This window comes from Streptomyces sp. NPDC057099, assembly GCF_042671245.1.
GTDB classification, from domain to species: Bacteria; Actinomycetota; Actinomycetes; order Streptomycetales; family Streptomycetaceae; genus Streptomyces; species Streptomyces purpurascens.
This window is the reverse complement of the sequence record NZ_JBHUTX010000049.1, coordinates 36,474-53,797: the sequence shown is the minus strand read 5'-3', so window position 1 is coordinate 53,797 and position 17,324 is coordinate 36,474. Positions and strand designations below refer to the sequence as shown.

The following is a 17,324-nucleotide window of genomic DNA, read 5'->3' as shown; positions in this document are numbered from 1 at the left end:
GACCTGCGCGGGTGCACCTCAGAACGCTCATAGGACGTTCCTCGTTCGGAAAGATCCACGTTGACGCGGCCACGTCCGGCCCGGCGACAACACCGGTATGCGTGTCGTCATCGTGACCGAATCCTTTCCCCCCGACGTGAACGGCGTGGCCCACTGCGCGCTCCAGACCGCCCGGCACCTCGTCGATCGCGGTCACACCCCCGTCGTCGTCGCCCCGGCCCCGGCGCCCGGGAACAAGCCCGACGCCTCCGCGCCGTGCCGCGTCGTCCACGTCCCCTCCCTCCCGCTCCCCGGCTACCCCCAGGTCCGCGTCGCCCTCCCCAGCCGCCGCCTGGCCGCCACCCTCATCGAGCACCGTGCCGATGTCGTCCACCTCGCCAGCCCCTTCGTCCTCGGCGTGCGCGGCATGGCCGCCGCCGCCCGCCTCGGCATCCCCGCCGTCGCCGTCTACCAGACCGACCTGGCCGGATACGCCCGTACGTACATGGGCGCCGGAGAGGCCGCCGCCTGGCGGCGCATCCGCTCCGTCCACGGCGCCGCCGACCTGACCCTCGCCCCGTCCAGCGCCGCCCTCAACGACCTGGAGACCCACCAGGTGCCCCGGGTCAAGCTGTGGCCGCGCGGCGTCGACACCGAACGTTTCCGGCCGGACCGCCGCGACGAGGCCCTGCGTCGCGAGCTGGCTCCGGGCGGTGAGCTGATCGTCGGCTACGTCGGCCGGCTCGCCCCCGAGAAGCACGTCGAACTCCTCGCCGGTGTCTGCGGCCTGGAGGGTGTCAAGGTCGTGGTCGTCGGCGACGGCCCCAGCCGGCCCGGCCTGGAGCAGGCGCTGCCGGGCGCGGTCTTCCTCGGCCGCCGCACCGGTGACGATCTCGCCCGGGTCTTCGCCTCGTTCGACGTCTTCGCGCACACGGGCCCCTTCGAGACCTTCTGCCAGACCGTGCAGGAGGCCATGGCCAGCGGTCTGCCGGTGGTGGCACCCGCCGCGGGCGGGCCGCTGGACCTGGTCGCGCACGGGCAGACGGGGCTGCTGGTGCCGCCGCGCGACGCGACCGCCGTACGGGACGCGGTGCGGTCCCTGGCCGACGGTCCCGCGCTGCGGGCCGCCTTCGGCGCCGCCGGGCGGGCCATGGTGGAGGGCCGCACCTGGGCGGCCGTCGGCGACCAGCTGATCGGGCACTACGCGAACGTGCTCGCCGGGCGCAGGGCGATGGTGGCGGCGTGAGCGCGATCGGGACCGGCCAGTCGCTGCGGATCGTCCGGCTCGCCAACTTCGTCGCCCCCGCGTCCGGAGGGCTGCGCACCGCCCTGCGCGAACTCGGCAGGGGCTTCAAGGCGGCGGGGCACGAGCCCGTCCTCGTCGTCCCCGGCGAGCGGGCGAGTGACCGCGAGACCGAGCAGGGGAGGGTGATCACCCTCCCCGGGCCGCTGCTGCCCGGCACCGGCGGCTACCGCGTTCTGGCTGACAGGCGGCGAGTGGCCCGGCTTCTGGAGGAACTCGCTCCGGACCGGCTTGAGGTGTCCGACCGTACGACCCTCAGGTGGACCGGCAAGTGGGCGCGGCGCGCCCGGGTCCCGGCCGTGATGGTCTCCCACGAGACCGCCGACGGCGTGTTGCGCACCTGGGGCCTGCCCGAGGGCGCCGCCCGGCGGGCCGCCGACGCCCTCAACGTCCGTACGGCCCACACCTACGCGCGCGTGGTGTGCACCACCGAGTTCGCCGAGCGGGAGTTCGTGCGGATCGGGGCACGCAACGTCGTCCGGGCCCCACTGGGCGTCGACCTGGTGCAGCGGCACCCGGCGCTGCGCGATCCGGAGCTGCGGGCGCGGCACGCGCGCGAGGACGAAACGCTGCTCGTGATGTGCTCACGGCTGTCCGTCGAGAAGCGGCCCGGCACGGCGCTGGACGCCCTGGAGACGCTGCGGCGGCGCGGGCGGCGGGCGGTGCTGGTGGTGGCCGGCGACGGTCCGCTGCGCGCGCGGCTCGAACAGCAGGCACGCGAGAGCGCCTTGCCGGTCACCTTCCTCGGGCACGTCACCGACCGCGGGCTGCTCGGCGCGCTCCAGGCGTCCGCCGACGTCGCCCTGGCACCGGGGCCCGCCGAGACGTTCGGGCTCGCCGCGCTGGAGGCCATGGCGTGCGGCACGCCCGTGGTGGCGAGCGCTTCATCCGCGCTGTCCGAGGTGATCGGCTCCGCCGGGTCCGTCGCGGCGGATCACGGGGAGGCCTTCGCGGACGCCGTGGACCTGCTGCTGGAAGGCTTGGAGGCGGACCGCCGCGAGGCCGCACGCGCGCGTGCGGAGTGCTTCGGGTGGAACGCGGCGGTCGACGCCTTCCTCGCAGCGCACGACGCGGCCGTCCCCGTGCGCCCGTACGTGCCCGGAGGCGTGGCATGAGACCCCCGCGGTTCGTGGGAGCCCCGCGTTTCGTGGCCCTCGGCGACTCGCTGACCGAGGGCGTGGGCGACCCCGTCGGCGACGGGTGGCGCGGCTGGGCCGCGCTGCTCGCCGACGGGCTCTCCGAGGGGCCCGCCCGGTTCACCAACCTCGCGGTGAGCGGGGCGCAGACCCGGGACGTGCTGGAGCGGCAGCTGCCCGCCGCGCTGGAGCTCCGGCCCGAGCTGGTGTCCGTCGTCGTCGGCGTCAACGACACCCTGCGCTGCACCTTCGACATCCAGGCCGTGGCGGCCCGGCTCGACCGGGTGTACCAGGCCTGCACCGAGCGGGGCGCGGTCCTGCTCACCGCGTGCCTGCCCGACCCGGGCACGATGCTCGGGCTGCCCGGGGCGCTGGCCCACCCGCTGGCGCGGCGGCAACGGGCCGTGAACGCGGTCGTCCATGCCCTGTCCGACCGGTACGAAGCCCTGCACCTGCACGCGTGCGAGGGCGAGTGGACCACGGACCGCGCCATGTGGAGCGCGGACCGGCTGCACCCCGGCGAACGGGGACACCGGCAACTGGCCCTGCGCTTCCACGCGCTGCTCGCCGGGCACGGCCTCGCGACGGGGCCCGCGCCCTCGCCCGAACCCGACTTCCCCGTCCCGACGAAATCGGCGAGCCTGTGGTGGCTGGCCACGGCCGGCACCGGCTGGGTGGCCCGCCGCTGCACCGACCTGCTGCCCCAGCTCCTGACCCTGGCCGCCGACGAGCTACGCCACCGCGCCCGGGGGACCAGCGCCCGGCTCGACCTGCGGGCCTCCGCGGCGGTGTCGGCGGCGCTGGCCGCGCTGTCGGTGGCGGAACAGGCGGACGCGGCCTGACCCGGCCGGCGGCCTGCTCCGAAGGGCTCAGCGACGCCGTACGGCCACGAAGCGCACCGGCGTACCCGGGACCGCCTGCGCGGCGGCCGACAGGTCGGCGGCCCGGACCACCGCGATCACCGGGTAGCCCCCGGTGGTCGGATGGTCGGCCAGGAACACCACCGGTCTGCCGTCGGGCGGCACCTGGACCGCGCCCAGCACCATGCCTTCGCTGGGGAGTTCACCGTGCCGGACCCGCTCCAGGGCGGGGCCCTCCGTGCGCAGCCCGATGCGGTTGCCGGAGGCGGACACCCGATAGGGGAGGGAGAGGAAGGCGCGTACGGCCTCCCGCGTGAACCAGTCGTCGCGCGGGCCGAGGGTCACCCGCAGGACCAGTTCGGACGGCGGCGCCGGCTGCGGGGCGACGTCCACGCGCGCGTGCGCACCGGTCGGCGGGCCCAGCGGCAGCACCGTGCCGTCCGTGAGCGGGGCCGGGCCGAGCCCCGACAGCAGGTCCGTCGAACGGCTGCCGAGCACGGGCTCGACGGCGATGCCCCCGGAGAGACCCACATACGCGCGGACGCCCGACAGCGCCGGACCGACGTCCAGCAGCGCCCCGGCGGGCACGCGCACCGGCGCGCCCCACGGGACGGGCCGGCCGTCCACCGTGACCCGGCAGTGCGCGCCCGCCACCGCGACCGTGACCGTCGAACGCGGGCGCACGGCACAGCCGTTGAGCGTCGTCTCCAGCACGGCCGTCCCGCGCGGATTGCCGACCAGCCGGTTGACGAGGTCCGCCGCCGGCCCGTCCAGGGCACCGGAGCGGGGGACACCGAGATGGGCGTGCCCGGGGCGGCCGAGGTCCTGCACGGTGGTCAGGGCCCCGGCCCGTACGACGGAGAGGGCGCGATCCGTCATGACCCCGCCTCGGGGACGAACCGCACGCGCGTGCCCGGCGACAGCAGAGCGGCGGGCACCCGCGCGTGGTCCCACAGGACGGTGTCCGTCGTGCCGATCAGCTGCCAGCCGCCCGGCGACGAGCGCGGGTACACGCCCGTGTACGGGCCCGCCAGCGCCACCGACCCGGCGGGGACGGCCGTGCGCGGGGTGGCCCGGCGCGGGACGTCGTAGCGCGACGGCAGCCCGGTGAGATAGCCGAAGCCGGGCGCGAAGCCGCAGAAGGCGACCCGGAACTCCGTCTCCGCGTGAATGCGGGCGACCTCCCGCTCCGGCACGCCCCAGTGCGCGGCGACATCCACCAGGTCCGGGCCGTCATACCTCAGGGGGATCTCGACCACCTCACGCGCGCGCGGTGGCGCGGGCGGCAGTTCGGCGGCGGTCAGTTCGGCGGCCAGCCGGGCGGGGGAGTCGAGGCCGTCGAGGAGGACCGTGCGGGCGGCGGGGACGATCTCACGGGCCGACAGCGAGCCCTCCGCGCGGCGTCGCAGCAGCTCCGCGTGCAGGGCCTGGGCCTCGTCGCCCGAGGCGACCTCGACGAGCAGCGCGTCCTCGCCGACGGGCCGGACCTTCATGCGAAAGCCTCCACCCGGATGCCCGAGGTCTCCAGGCGTTCCCGCACCTGGCGCGCCAGCTCCACCGCGCCGGGCGTATCGCCGTGCAGACAAAGGGAACGCGCGCGTACCTCGATCCGGGTCCCCGAGTGGGAGGAGACCTCGCCTGAGCGGGCCAGGCTCAACGACCGCTCCACGACGGCCTCCGGGTCGGTGACCACGGCGCCCTCCCGCGTGCGCGGCACCAGGGTGCCCGCGTCGGTGTACGCCCGGTCCGCGAACGCCTCCGTGACGACGGGCAGGCCGGCCTTGCCCGCCAGATCGAGCAGACGCGAGCCGGGCAGGCCCAGCACGGGCAGGGCGGCATCCGCGAGGAGCACCCCGTCGACGACGGCGGCGGCCTGCTCCTCGTCGTGCACGACCCGGTTGTAGAGCGCGCCGTGCGGTTTGACGTAGGCCACGCGGGAGCCCGCGGCGCGGGCGAACACCTCCAGGGCACCGATCTGGTAGGCCACTTCGGCCGCCAGCTCGGCGGACGGCACGTCCATCGCGCGCCGCCCGAAACCGGCCAGGTCCCGGTAGGACACCTGGGCGCCGATCCGTACCCCGCGCTCGGTCGCCAGCTCGCACACCCGGCGCATGGTGGCCGCGTCCCCGGCGTGGAAGCCGCACGCCACATTGGCGCTGGTGACCACGGACAGCAGCCGTTCGTCGTCGGTGAGCCGCCAGCGGCCGAAGCCCTCGCCGAGGTCGGCGTTCAGATCGATCGAGGTCACGTGTCGCATCTCCTGTCAGGCCACGCGGTACTGCTCGTCGCGGGCGTCGGTGAGGAACATCTGCCCCGGGGCGTGCGTGAGGGCGAACGGCGGACGCGAGGCCATCACGGCCGCCTGCGGGGTCACTCCGCACGCCCAGAACACCGGGATGTCGTCAGGTTCGGTGTCCACCGGGTCGCCGAAGTCGGGACGGCCGAGGTCGTCGATGCCGAGCCCCGACGGATCCCCGCAGTGCACGGGGCTGCCGTGCACCGCCGGCAGCAGACTGCTCTCCCGGATCGCCGCGGCCAGGTGCGGGGGCGGCACCGGCCGCATGGACACCACCAGCGGCCCGTGCAGCCGCCCCGCCGGTCGGCACTGCCGACTCGTCACGTACATCGGGACGTTGCGGCCCTGCTCGACATGGCGGATCGGGACGCCCGCCTCGCTCAGCGCCCACTCGAAGGTGAAGCTGCAGCCGATCAGGAACGACACCAGATCGTCCCGCCAGTAGGCGCGCACATCCGTCGGCTCGTCCACCAACTCGCCGTCCCGCCACACCCGGTAGCGCGGCAGATCGGTGCGCAGATCCGCGCCGTCGGCGAGCACGGTGGTCCAGGATCCGGCGTCCGTGACGTCGAGGACCGGGCAGGGCTTGGGGTTGCGCTGGCAGAACAGCAGCATGTCGTAGGCCCAGTCGGCGGGCACCGAGATGAGGTTGACCTGGGTGTGACCGGCCGCGACCCCGGCCGTGGGGCCCGTCAGGCCCTCCCGGAAGCGGGCACGGGCCGTTTTCGGGCTCCACGCGTGCGCGTGCTCGTCGGCGAGGACGACGGGGCGGTCCTCGGTCCCGGTGATCGGCGTGCGGTTCACGTGAGTTCCTTCCCGCGCGTCTCCGGCAGCCCGAGCAGCGCGAGCGCGGCGAGGCCGTAGCCGATCGCCCCGAAGACCAGCGCGCCGCCGACGCCCCAGCTGTCGGCCAGGAATCCGACCATCGTCGGGAACACGGCTCCCACCGCGCGCCCGGTGTTGTACGTGAAGCCCTGCCCCGTGCCGCGCACCGCCGTCGGGTACAGCTCGCTCAGGTAGGAGCCGAATCCGCTGAAGATCGCCGACATGCAGAAACCGAGCGGGAAGCCGAGTACCAGGAGCAGGGTGTTGGCGCCGCTCGGGATGTTCGCGTACGCCAGGATGCAGATCGCCGACAGCAGGGCGAAGAGCCAGATGTTGCGCTTGCGGCCCAGCTTGTCGGTGAGATAGCCGCCGGTGAGGTAACCGATGAAGGCGCCCGATATCAGGAACGTCAGATAGCCGCCGGTGCCGACGACGGACAGCTCGCGCTCGGACTTCAGATACGTCGGCACCCAGGTGGCCAGCGTGTAGTAGCCGCCCTGGACACCGGTCGAGAGCAGCACCGAGAAGAGCGTGACACGCAGCAGACCCGGCTTGAAGATCGCCTTGAAGGAGCCCTTCTCCGCGCTCTGCTCACGGGCGGCGGCGGCCTCGGGCGCGTCCTGCACACTGCGCCGCAGCCAGATGACGAGCAGTGCGGGCAGTGCCCCGGTCCAGAACATGATGCGCCAGGCCAGGTCGTCGCCGGCCACCGAGAAGACCAGCGTGTAGGCGATCACGGCGAGGCCCCAGCCCACGGCCCAGGAGCTCTGGATCGCGCCGAGCGTGCGGCCCCGGTGCTTGGCGCTCGCGTACTCGGCGACCAGGATCGCGCCGACCGCCCACTCGCCGCCGAAGCCGAGGCCCTGCAGGGCGCGGAAGACCAGCAGCGTCTCGTAGTTGGGCGCGAAGCCGCAGGCGACGGTGAAGACCGCGTACGTGATCACCGTGATCATCAGGGCCTTCACCCGGCCGATGCGGTCCGCGAGGACGCCCGCGAGGGCGCCGCCGATCGCGGAGACCACCAGCGTGACCGTGGTGAAGAGACCGGTCTGGCCGCTGTTCAGGCCGAAGTAGGCGGACAGCGCGACCATGCTCAGCGGCAGCGTGAAGTAGTCGTACGAGTCGAGGGCATAGCCGCCGAAGGCACCGGTGAAGGCGCGGCGGCCCCGCGGGCCGAGGGCACGCAGCCAGCCGAACGCCCCGTCGTCGTCGGTGCGTCCGGCCGCCACGGGGCGTGTGTCGTCGGTCAGGGCTTGCGGTGGAGGGGGCGTGCTCATGGGCACCTCGCAGAGGGGGGACGGAGAGCGCTTCGGGCCGAGCCGTGCGTAGCACCGTAGGGGATTGTTCAACGATCCCTCAATACCCATGTTGGTTCTTCTTCTGATCTGCGATTGAATTCCCGCATGGCAGAGCAGCTGAAGGACCTCGCCGACGACCGGGCTCTCCTGGGGCGCACCAGCACCGCCGAGCGCGTCTCGGACATCCTCAGAAGCCGGATCGCCGAGGGCTACTTCCCGCCCGGAACGCGGCTCTCCGAGGACAGCATCGGCGGCGCGCTCGGCGTCTCCCGCAACACGCTCCGCGAGGCGTTCCGCCTGCTCACCCACGAACGCCTGCTCGTCCACGAGCTGAACCGGGGCGTCTTCGTCCGGGTCCTGACCGTGGAGGACGTCGAGGACATCTACCGCACCCGCATGCTCGTCGAGTGCGCCGTCGTCCGCGGCCTCGGCGAGCCGCCCTACGGCCTCGACGGGCTCGCCGGTGCCGTCGCCGAGGGGCGGGGGGCGGCCCGGGAAGGTGACTGGAAGGGCGTGGGTACGGCCAACATCCACTTCCACCGGGAGCTGGTCGCCCTCGCCGCGAGCGAGCGCACCGACGAATTGATGCGGAGCGTCTTCGCCGAACTGCGTCTCGCGTTCCATGTGGTGGACGAGCCGCAGCGGCTGCACGAACCGTACATCGCACGAAATGTCGCAATTCTTGAGGCTCTTCAGGGCGGGGACCGTGAGAAGGCCGAGAGCCTGCTCGCCGGCTACCTCGACGACTCGCTGGAGCGCGTCGTCGAGGTGTACCGAAGGAGGGTCGGCGAGGACGGCTGAGGGGCCGCTGAACGCCCGCCGAGGGGGCGTACCCGCGTCGTTTGGGTGGTTGTCAGACCCAGGACCTAGTCTGTGCACCGTGACTTCGCCTGCATCGACGGACAGCGTTCCGCCCCAGCTCAGCGCGGGGCCGCGCCCCGCGCCGGGGCCGGCCGCCGACGAGGGCCTGGCGCGGCGCCTGCGCGCGCTCGCCTGCACCGCGCCGCTGCACGACCTGGACGCGCGCAAGGCCAACCTCGCGGGTGAGTACTCGGTGTACGGCATGGCGGAGGTCGCGCTCTCGGCCATCGACCTGGTCACCCTGAACATGGACTTCGACACGGGCGCGGACCACGACCAGATCGTCGCCCGCCTCATCCCGCGCATCGCCGCGCAGGCGTCGCGGCGGCCCGCCGCCGAGCACGAGCGGGTGGCCCGCTGGGTCCTGGAGAACCTGATCAACGTCGGCAGTGTCGACCGCGGCTTCCGTGCGGTGTACGGCACGTTCGGGGCGGACGGCACCTATGTGCGCCGCGACTACGACTTCAAGCTGATCGAGGAGGTCCCCGGCCCCGGCGGCACGGTCTATCTCCGTACGACGGACGAGGCGGTCAACGTCCTCGTCGGCGCCCTCGACACCGATGTCACCAGCGCGCAGATCGCCGCCGAGGTCAAGCTGGAGGTGCTGATCAGCCGCGGCCGGCTCGCCGACGCCCAGCTCGCGGCCGAACAGGCCCGTTACCGCACCGTGCAGTACTCGGAGACGCTGCGCAGGGCCCTCGACGCGACCCGGCGCAATGTGCGCGCGGTGGACTGGCTGACCACCGTGCCCGACATGATCGCCGAGGCCCTGGAACACGTGGCCGACCGCTATCGCCACGAGAACGCGATCCTGACCAACATCCGCAAGGCCCGTGACGAGTCCGAGGACCCCGAGCAGAAGCGCCGGGCCGCCGAGCTCGTCGACATCGTCAAGGACTGCATCCGCCGGCACACGCAGTTGCAGTCCCGGCTGCTCGAGGCCGGACCGCTGTTCCGCGCCGAGCAGGACCGGCAGGCCTTCGCCACCCCGATGACCACCTCGGGGATCGACCTCTACGGTCATCTCGTCGCCCCCGTCCTGCCGCTGTCGCTCGAGCAGGCCGTCCGCGTCACGGACGCCTTCTTCGCCCGCGGCACCGGGCTGCGCACGCCGGTGTCCGTCCGGGTCGGGGACCTTGTCGACATACTGCTGACGCCGCCGGTGGAGCGGGAGCATCTGGGCGCGGAGATGCCCGAGCCGGATGTCATCGCCACGCCCGACGACAGCCGGTTCAGCGAGGAGCAGATGGCGGCCGCGCAGGAGCTGCTCGACCTGCCGGCCGACGCGCCGCGCCGGCTGTCGGGGCTGCTCGCCGAGGCCCGCCGCCGGGATCCCGAACTGCCGTATCTGGTGGCCCTGCTGGCCGTGCACGCGGCCAGTCCGCCGGTCGGCACGGCCTATCGGCAGGGCGAGCAGAAGCTGCTCTTCGCCGTGGACGACGGAGCCGAGCTCGATGATCCGGAGTTCGGCGGTGCGGACCTGATCGTCGGGACGGCGCTGCTGGACGCGGCGGGGATGGCGGCGGATCGGACCGAAGCGGCATGAGTGAGCACCACAGGAACAAGAGCAACGAGGAGCCCCGACCGTGAGCGAGCACGTCGAGTGGAGTGAGCCGGAGGGACCGGCCCCGACGGCCACCGCCGTCACCCCCGCCGACGCCGCCGACGCGGCGCGGCTCGTGTCCTTCGGGCTGCAGCCCAAGCTGCAGCCCGCCCGCGACCAGGAGTACGTGGAACTGCTGCGGCGCTACCGCGAGGACCCGCCGTTCGCGAGGCTCGCCGACGCCGTGGCCACCGGTCTGGGGCTCATCGTGCTGGAGGTGTCCCCGCGCGCGGGCATGGCCGTCACCGCCGCCGAGGACTCGGTGTTCGCCGTGCGCATGGGCGACTACGCGCGTCGTACGTCCGCCGACGGCGGCGACCGGTTCCTGCACGGACTCGCCCATCTCGCCGTCGCCGCCATGGCGTTCCCGCGTCCCGAGGACCTCGCCGACGACGGCTACATCGGCCGGGTCACGGTCAACGGCGTCGACGCCTTCGTGCGCCAGGCCTGCCGCCGCCTGGAGGAGCGCGCCGCCGAGCAGGGCGAGAACACCGACCCCGCCACCGACACGCCCGGCCTGGAGACCGCCTGGCGGATCTGGGTACGGCGCAGCGCGACCGGTGCCACCAAGGACGCGCGTCGGCTCGCCGGTTCGACCACCGGCATCGTCGCCAAGGCCGTCGCCTTCCTCACCGAATCCGGCTTCCTCCAGCGCACCGGCGACGACAACGGCGGCACGTACCGCACCACCGCCCGCTACCAGCTCCAGGTGCGCGACATGGCCGGCAGCGCGGCGATGGCCGAGCTGCTGGAGCTGGGCGTCGTCCCGGTCACCGACGGCACCCCGACGCTGCTGCCCGCCGAGGAGAGCGACGACCTGGAGCTGGTGGCCGACGCCGGGCTGCCGTTCCACTCCTCCTGACCTCCCCCACACTTCACGAAGGCTTACGAGAGTCCGCCATGTACGAGCTGTCCCGGGTCCGCCTCTACTCCATCGGGCCCGCCGGTGCGCGCTACGCCGACACCGTGCTTGACCTGCGCGGTGTGGGCGAGACCGTGCCCGACCCCGCGCCCACGCAGGCGGAGTTCTTCGAGGAGGAGCCCGTCGGCCCGCCGCGCCGGCCCGCGCCCGCGGGTGTGCTCTTCCTGGAGAACGGCGGCGGCAAGTCGGTGCTGCTCAAGCTGATCTTCTCGGTGATGCTGCCGGGCCACCGGAACACGCTCGGCGGAGCCAGCTCCGGTGTGCTGCGCAAGTTCCTGCTCGCCGACGACTGCGGGCACGTCGCGCTGGAGTGGCAGCACGTGCTGACCGGCGAGTGCGTCGTCGTCGGCAAGGTCAGCGAGTGGCGCGGACGGCAGGTCTCCAACGACCCGCGGAAGTTCGCCGAAGCCTGGTACTCCTTCCGCCCCGGGCCCGGACTGAGCCTCGACAACCTCCCCGTGGCCGAGTCCACCGCCGTACGGGCCCCGGTCGAGGGCCAGTCCGGCGCACGCGGCCGGCGTCGCACGATGAAGGGCTTCCGCGACGCCCTCACGGAGGCGGGCAAGACCTACCCGCACCTGGAGGTGCACTGGGAGGAGATCCACGACCGCTGGATCGAGCACCTGGGCGATCTCGGCCTCGACCCGGAACTCTTTCGCTACCAGCGCGAGATGAACGCCGACGAAGGCGAGGCCGCCGGTCTCTTCGCGGTCAAGAAGGACTCCGACTTCACCGATCTGCTGCTGCGTGCCGTCACCGACACCCGCGACACCGACGGACTCGCCGACCTGGTCGGCGGCTTCGGCAACAAGCTCGGCCGACGCGCCGAGCTGATCGCCGAGCGCGACTTCACCGCCGGGTCGGTCGACCTGCTCGGGCGGATCGTCGAGGCCGCCGAGGCCCGCACCCGCGCGCGGGACATCCACGCCGGAGCCGAGCGGCGTACGCGGAACCTCGCCCGCAAGCTGTCCGCGCGCGGGGTCCGGGAGCGGACCCGGGCCGCCGACCTGGCGCAGCGGGTCACCGCCGCGGCGGCTTCGGTCACGCACGCCGAAGCGGCCCGCGAGCGCAGCGCGCTGATCTCCGCCGAACTCGCCTACCGGCACGCCTCGCTGGCCCTCGCCGCGGCCGAGAAGTCCGCCGCCGCGCAGAAGCGCGAGCTGGCCGACGCCCGCACGCTGTACTCCGCGTGGCAGGCCGCCGAGGCCGTACTGCGCCACCGCGCCGCCTCCGACCGCGTCGCCCGGGTGTCCGCCGCGATCCAGGAGGCGGAGCGCGACGCCGCCCCCGCGCTGGCCGCCCGCTCCAGGGCCGCCGTCGATCTCGTACGGGCCCTGCACGCGGCCGCGGGGAACGCCGAGAACCTCGCCAACGAGGAGGAGGAGCGCTCCGCCGGCCTCCAGGAGGTCAGCGACTCGGCCTACCGCGACTCCACCGCCGCCGCCACCGAGGCACAGCGCGCCCGCAGTGAGGTCGGGCATCTCAAGCAGCGTCTCGCCGAGGTCGAGCAGGAGACCGCCGAGGCGGTCCGGGCCGGCTGGCTCGACGACAGCGCGCCCGACGCCGACCCGGCCCGCGCGGCCCTCGCCGCCAGCGATGCGGAGAAGACCGCCGTCGCGGCCTGGGACGCGGCCCGCGAGTCGTCCCACCGGGCCACGGAGCACGCGCGCGAGGCAGCCGCCACCGAGACCCGCGCGGAACTCACCGCGGCCCGCGCGGCGGACGCGGCCACGGCGGCGGAGCGGTCCTACGAGGCCGAGCGCCGCACCGCCGAGGCGCTGGCGGGGGAGGAGCGGCTCGCGGAACTGCTGAGCCTCACCTCCGAGACCCGCCCGGGCATCCCCCAGCCCCGCCACGGCTCGGACAGCGAGCCGGCCCTCCCGCCCGCCTCCGGCGAACAGGGGCTCAGCGCCGAGGAACTCGACCGCTTCGCCGACGACCTGCGCGACCTGCTCGACGACGCCGTCGGCTCCGCCGAACGCCAGCTCTTCGACCTGCGTACGGCCGCCGCCGACGACTCCCGGATCCTCGGCGCGCTCGGTGACGGCGGGCTGCTGCCGCCCGGCCCGGACGTGCTGGCCACGGTCGAGTACCTCGGCGAGCACGGCATCCCCGCGCTGCCCGGCTGGCGCTATCTCGCCCAGGCCGTCGACCCGGCCGACCACGCGCGCGTGTTGGCCGCCCGGCCAGAACTCGTCGACGGCGTGATCATCACCGACCCCGACTCCCACGCACGCGCCCGGGAGGCGCTCGGCGACGCGGCGCTGCTGCCCCGTTCCGCCGTGGCCGTGGGCACCGCGGCCGCCCTGCTCGCCCCGACCCCCGCCCCGGACGCCGACAGCGGCGACGTCTTCCTCGTCCCGCCGAACCCGGCCATGCACGACGAGCACGCCGCCGACGAGGAGCGGCAGGCGCTGCGCACCCGGGCGACCGAGCGGGACGAGGAGATCCGCGCGCTCGCCGCCCGCCTCGGCAAGGACCGCGAGCTGGCCGCCCGGCTCGCCTCCTGGCGCACCGGCTGCCCCGCCGGCCGGCTGGCCGAACTGGCCCGGGCGGCACACGACACCCGCGCGTTCGCCGAGGAGTCGGAAGCCGAACTGGCCGAGGGACGCACGGTGCGGGCCGAGGCCGACGAGACCGCCGCCGAGGCCGCCCGGGTCCGGGACGAGCGGCAGGAGGCCGCCCAGAAGGCCCGCCGCTCCGCCGACGCCCTCGCCGGGCTCGCCTTCCGGCTGCGCGAGCGGGCCGGCTGGCAGGTCAGGCTGCGGGAGCTGGCCGACGAGGCGACCGAGGCCGAGGCGGGCGCCCAGACCTGTCTGGAGCGCGCCCGCGCCGCCGACGAGGACCGGCGCGGCGCCCAGCGCGCCGCCGACGACGCCCGCCGCACCGCCCGCGCGCTGCGCGCCGAGCGCTCCGAGATCGCGGGCGCCCCCGACGACGTGCCCGAGGACGAGACCCAGACCCCGAAGGCCTCCCTGCCCGCCCTGCGCGAGGCCTACCGGGCCGCGTCGCAGGTGTACGAGAAGGTCGGCGTGGGTGCCGACCTGCGGGCCGAACAGGCCCGCGCGGAGAGCGACGAGAGCGCGGCCCGCGCGGAGCTGGACCGGCTGAGCAACAAGGTCCGTACGCGCGCGGAGCAGCTCCTCGAATCCCCCGACGGCTCCGACGGACCCAGCCGCCAGGCCGCCGCCGCCCGGGCCGAGGAGCTGGTGCAGCTCCTGGAGACCCGGATGTCGAACGCGAGCGAGCAGCTCGGGCGGCTGCGCGGCGAGGCCGAACGGCACGCGCCCGAGGACGGCGAGGCCCACACCGAACTCCCCGAGGACGCGCAGCCCCGCGACGCCGAGCACGCGCAGACCCTGCTGCGCACCGCCACGGGCGAACTCGCCTCCCACACCGAGGCGCTGAACCAGGCACGGGACGCGCACACCGAACTCCTCGACGCCCACCGCGCGGCCGAGGACGCGGCGGGCGGCTTCGACGAGATCGCCGCCATGCTCCGCGACCTGCTGCGCGAGCACGCCACGGACGAGGAACACGAAGAGCCCGAGCCCTACCCCGGCAGCCCGGAGGAGGCCCGGCAGTCGGCCGCCGAGGCCCGCCGCTCCCTGCGCGGCTGTGCCGCAGACCTGTCCGCCGCAGAGGCCGCCGTCCGCGAGGCCAGCGACATCCTCGTCCGGCACGCCAACTCCACGCGCTACGAGCAGGTCCGCACCCCGGCACGGCAGCAGATCCGCGAACTGCCCGCCTCCGCGCTGCCCGAGCACGCCCAGAAGTGGGCGGACGCCTTCGCGCCCCGGCTCCGGGTCCTGACCGACGAACTGGAGCAGCTGGAGCGCAACCGCGACTCGATCGTGGACCGGCTGCGCGGCCTGGTCGAGTCGGCCCTGGCCACCCTGCGCTCCGCCCAGCGCCTCTCCCGCCTCCCGGAGGGCCTCGGCGAATGGTCGGGACAGGAGTTCCTCCGCATCCGCTTCGAGGAGCCCGACCAGGCCACGCTCACCGAACGGCTGGGCGAGGTCATCGACGAGGCGACCCGCGCGGCCGTCAAGAAGAACTCCGACCTGCGGCGTGACGGTATGTCCCTGCTGCTGCGGGGTGTTGCCGCGGCCCTGCAGCCCAAGGGCGTCGCCGTCGAGATCCTCAAGCCCGACGCGGTGCTGCGCGCCGAGCGCGTCCCCGTCGGGCAGATGGGCGACGTCTTCTCCGGCGGCCAGCTCCTCACCGCCGCCATCGCCCTGTACTGCACGATGGCCGCGCTGCGTTCGAACGACCGGGGCCGGGACAAGCACCGGCACGCCGGCACCCTGTTCCTCGACAACCCCATCGGCCGCGCCAACGCCACGTATCTGCTGGAACTCCAGCGCGCGGTGTCGGACGCGCTGGGTGTCCAGCTCCTGTACACCACGGGTCTGTTCGACACCACCGCGCTGGCCGAGTTCCCCCTCGTCATCCGCATGCGCAACGACGCCGACCTGCGGGCCGGCCTGAAGTACATCAGCGTCGAGGAACACCTCCGTCCGGGCCTGCCGCGTGAGGCTCCCGCCGGGGAAGCCGTACACAGCGAGATCACGGCCACGCGGATGTTCAAGCGCCCGGCGTCGAGCACTCCGTAGATGCGGGGCAGCGGGGAACTGCGGGCACGTCGTGGCCGGTCGCGCAGTTCCCCGCGCCCCTGAGGCGCTCCTCTACGCGTCCTCCCGCAGCAGATCCGCGCACTTCTCGCCGATCATCATGGTCGTGATGCACGGGTTGACCGTCACGAGGTCCGGCATCACCGACCCGTCCGCGACCCGCAGTCCCTGAACCCCCTTGACCCGCAGCCGCGCGTCCAAGGGGGCCGAAGGATCGTCGTCCGCACCCATCTTCACCGTGCAGGACGGGTGATAGACGGTGTTGTGCGTCCGCTGGATGTAGCCGAGCAGTTCCTCGTCCGTCCGCAGGTCAGGCCCGGGCGCCAGCTCCGCCCCCGCCCAGCCGCTCAGCGCGGGCTGTTCGGCGATCCGCCGGGCCAGCCTCAGCCCGTACGTCATCACCCGCGCGTCGTGCTCGTGCGTGAGGTACCGCGGATCCACCCTCGGCTTGTCCCGGTAGTCCCGCGTCCGCAGCCGCACCGTGCCCCGCGACTTCGCGCGCGTCACGTTGGGTGTGAGGCAGAAGGCGTTCTCGGAGGTGGGGTAGCCGTGCCGGGCGGTGTTCATGTCGAACGGCACGGACCCGTAGTGGAACATCAGGTCCGGCCGGTCGAGCCCCGGCTCGGTGTCGTAGAAGATGCCCGCCTCCCACCACTGGCTGGACGTGGTGGTCATCGGCTGCCGGGCCTCCCACATGATCACGCCCTCGGGGTGGTCCTGGAGGTTCTCGCCGACGCCCGGCGCGTCCACGACCGTCTCGACGCCGACCTCGCGCAGGTGCCCGGCCGGTCCGATGCCCGAGAGCATCAGCAGCTTCGGCGAGTCGATCGCCCCGCACGAGACGATCACCTCGCGCCGGGCCCGTACGGTCCGGGTGTGGATCAGATCCGGGTCGAGGTACTCGGCGCCCACGCAACGCCGCCCGTCGAGAACCAGCTTCTTGGCCCGTACTCCCGTGCGTACCTCCAGGTTGGGCCGCTTGCCGAGAATCGGGTGCAGATAGGCGACCGAGGACGACTGGCGGATGTTGTTCTCGTCGGAGTTGATCTGGAACCAACCGGCGCCCCGGACGACCGTCCGGCCCGTGTTGAAGGCGACCGTGGGGATGCCGGCCTGCGCGGACGCCTCCAGCAGGGCCGTGCCGCACGGGTCGTCGCTCTTCAGCGTGCGCAGCTTCACCGGGCCGGTGCGGCCGTGGTGGTCGCCGGGCGCGTCGTTGTTCTCCAGCCGCCGGTACAGCGGATACAGGTCCGCGGCGCTCCAGCCCGTACAGCCCGCGGCCGCCCAGTCGTCGAGGTCCTCGGCGGGTGCCCAGAAGGCGATGCAGGAGTTGTGGGAGGAGCAGCCGCCGAGCACCTTCGCCCGGGCATGCCGCATGAAGCTGTTGCCGCTGGCCTGCGGTTCGACCGGATAGTCCCAGTCGTAGCCGGACTCCAGCAGCCCCATCCAGCGCTCGAGGCGCAGGACGTCGTCGTCGCCGACGTCGCTCGGGCCTGCCTCCAGCACGCACACCGTGACGGAGGGGTCCTCGGACAGTCGGGCCGCCACCACGTTGCCCGCGGTGCCGCCGCCGACCACGACATAGTCGAACTCATGCGTACTCATGG

Annotated in this window: 13 protein-coding genes; 7 read left to right on the top strand and 6 right to left on the bottom strand. The window is 73.9% G+C overall.

Translation table 11 applies throughout. The features are described 5' to 3' along the window. The first annotated feature begins 97 nt into the window (after window positions 1-97). The 3 genes from ACFT4A_RS35715 to ACFT4A_RS35705 are packed head-to-tail and all read left to right on the top strand — an operon-like array spanning window position 98 to window position 3,260. Complete coding sequence (locus tag ACFT4A_RS35715) at window positions 98-1,225, top strand: glycosyltransferase family 4 protein (RefSeq protein ID WP_382838913.1); 1,128 nt, start codon at window positions 98-100, stop codon at window positions 1,223-1,225. Continuing rightward, the gene (locus ACFT4A_RS35710) at window positions 1,222-2,397 is read left to right on the top strand and encodes a glycosyltransferase (protein ID WP_382838911.1); all 1,176 of its coding nucleotides are present in this window, start codon (window positions 1,222-1,224) and stop codon (window positions 2,395-2,397) included. Before ACFT4A_RS35715 ends, ACFT4A_RS35710 begins: the two co-directional genes overlap by 4 nt. Then, window positions 2,394-3,260 carry an SGNH/GDSL hydrolase family protein gene (locus ACFT4A_RS35705; protein ID WP_382838908.1) on the top strand — a complete coding sequence of 289 codons (867 nt, stop codon included), beginning with the start codon at window positions 2,394-2,396 and terminating at the stop codon, window positions 3,258-3,260. Before ACFT4A_RS35710 ends, ACFT4A_RS35705 begins: the two co-directional genes overlap by 4 nt. A 27-nt stretch (window positions 3,261-3,287) precedes the next feature. Here the strand turns inward: ACFT4A_RS35705 and ACFT4A_RS35700 are convergent, their stop codons facing one another. Genes ACFT4A_RS35700 through ACFT4A_RS35680 form a run of 5 tightly spaced genes read right to left on the bottom strand, consistent with a single transcriptional unit; the run spans window position 3,288 to window position 7,676 of the window. Beyond that, window positions 3,288-4,157: a biotin-dependent carboxyltransferase family protein gene (locus tag ACFT4A_RS35700; protein ID WP_382838905.1), complete on the bottom strand. Its 870-nt coding sequence runs from the start codon at window positions 4,155-4,157 to the stop codon at window positions 3,288-3,290. After that, window positions 4,154-4,771 (bottom strand): allophanate hydrolase subunit 1, encoded by a 618-nt coding sequence (locus ACFT4A_RS35695; protein WP_382838902.1) that lies wholly within the window; start codon window positions 4,769-4,771, stop codon window positions 4,154-4,156. Before ACFT4A_RS35695 ends, ACFT4A_RS35700 begins: the two co-directional genes overlap by 4 nt. Beyond that, complete coding sequence (locus tag ACFT4A_RS35690) at window positions 4,768-5,526, bottom strand: LamB/YcsF family protein (protein ID WP_382838899.1); 759 nt, start codon at window positions 5,524-5,526, stop codon at window positions 4,768-4,770. The genes ACFT4A_RS35695 and ACFT4A_RS35690 overlap by 4 nt, the downstream gene beginning before the upstream one ends. A gap of 15 nt (window positions 5,527-5,541) precedes the next feature. Then, window positions 5,542-6,363, bottom strand: coding sequence for a putative hydro-lyase (locus tag ACFT4A_RS35685; RefSeq protein ID WP_382838942.1), 822 nt, complete (start codon window positions 6,361-6,363; stop codon window positions 5,542-5,544). An 11-nt stretch (window positions 6,364-6,374) separates the two neighbouring features. Next, window positions 6,375-7,676, bottom strand: coding sequence for an MFS transporter (locus ACFT4A_RS35680; RefSeq protein ID WP_382838896.1), 1,302 nt, complete (start codon window positions 7,674-7,676; stop codon window positions 6,375-6,377). A 126-nt stretch (window positions 7,677-7,802) separates the two neighbouring features. Here ACFT4A_RS35680 and ACFT4A_RS35675 point away from each other — a divergent pair, with 126 nt between their 5' ends. The 4 genes from ACFT4A_RS35675 (at window position 7,803) to ACFT4A_RS35660 (ending at window position 15,699) form a co-directional block, all read left to right on the top strand. Then, window positions 7,803-8,498, top strand: a complete 696-nt coding sequence (locus ACFT4A_RS35675; RefSeq protein ID WP_382838893.1) for a GntR family transcriptional regulator — start codon at window positions 7,803-7,805, stop codon at window positions 8,496-8,498. Window positions 8,499-8,577: 79 nt separating this feature from the next. Then, a complete protein-coding gene (locus ACFT4A_RS35670; RefSeq protein ID WP_382838890.1) occupies window positions 8,578-10,104 on the top strand; it encodes a hypothetical protein in 1,527 nt (508 codons plus the stop codon). A gap of 40 nt (window positions 10,105-10,144) precedes the next feature. Further along, window positions 10,145-11,023, top strand: a complete 879-nt coding sequence (locus tag ACFT4A_RS35665; protein WP_382838887.1) for a hypothetical protein — start codon at window positions 10,145-10,147, stop codon at window positions 11,021-11,023. 38 nt (window positions 11,024-11,061) lie between these two features. After that, window positions 11,062-15,699, top strand: a complete 4,638-nt coding sequence (locus ACFT4A_RS35660) for a hypothetical protein (RefSeq protein WP_382838884.1) — start codon at window positions 11,062-11,064, stop codon at window positions 15,697-15,699. A gap of 72 nt (window positions 15,700-15,771) precedes the next feature. Here ACFT4A_RS35660 and ACFT4A_RS35655 read toward each other — a convergent pair whose 3' ends face one another. Next, window positions 15,772-17,322 (bottom strand): GMC family oxidoreductase, encoded by a 1,551-nt coding sequence (locus ACFT4A_RS35655; protein WP_382838881.1) that lies wholly within the window; start codon window positions 17,320-17,322, stop codon window positions 15,772-15,774. Window positions 17,323-17,324: the final 2 nt, after the last annotated feature.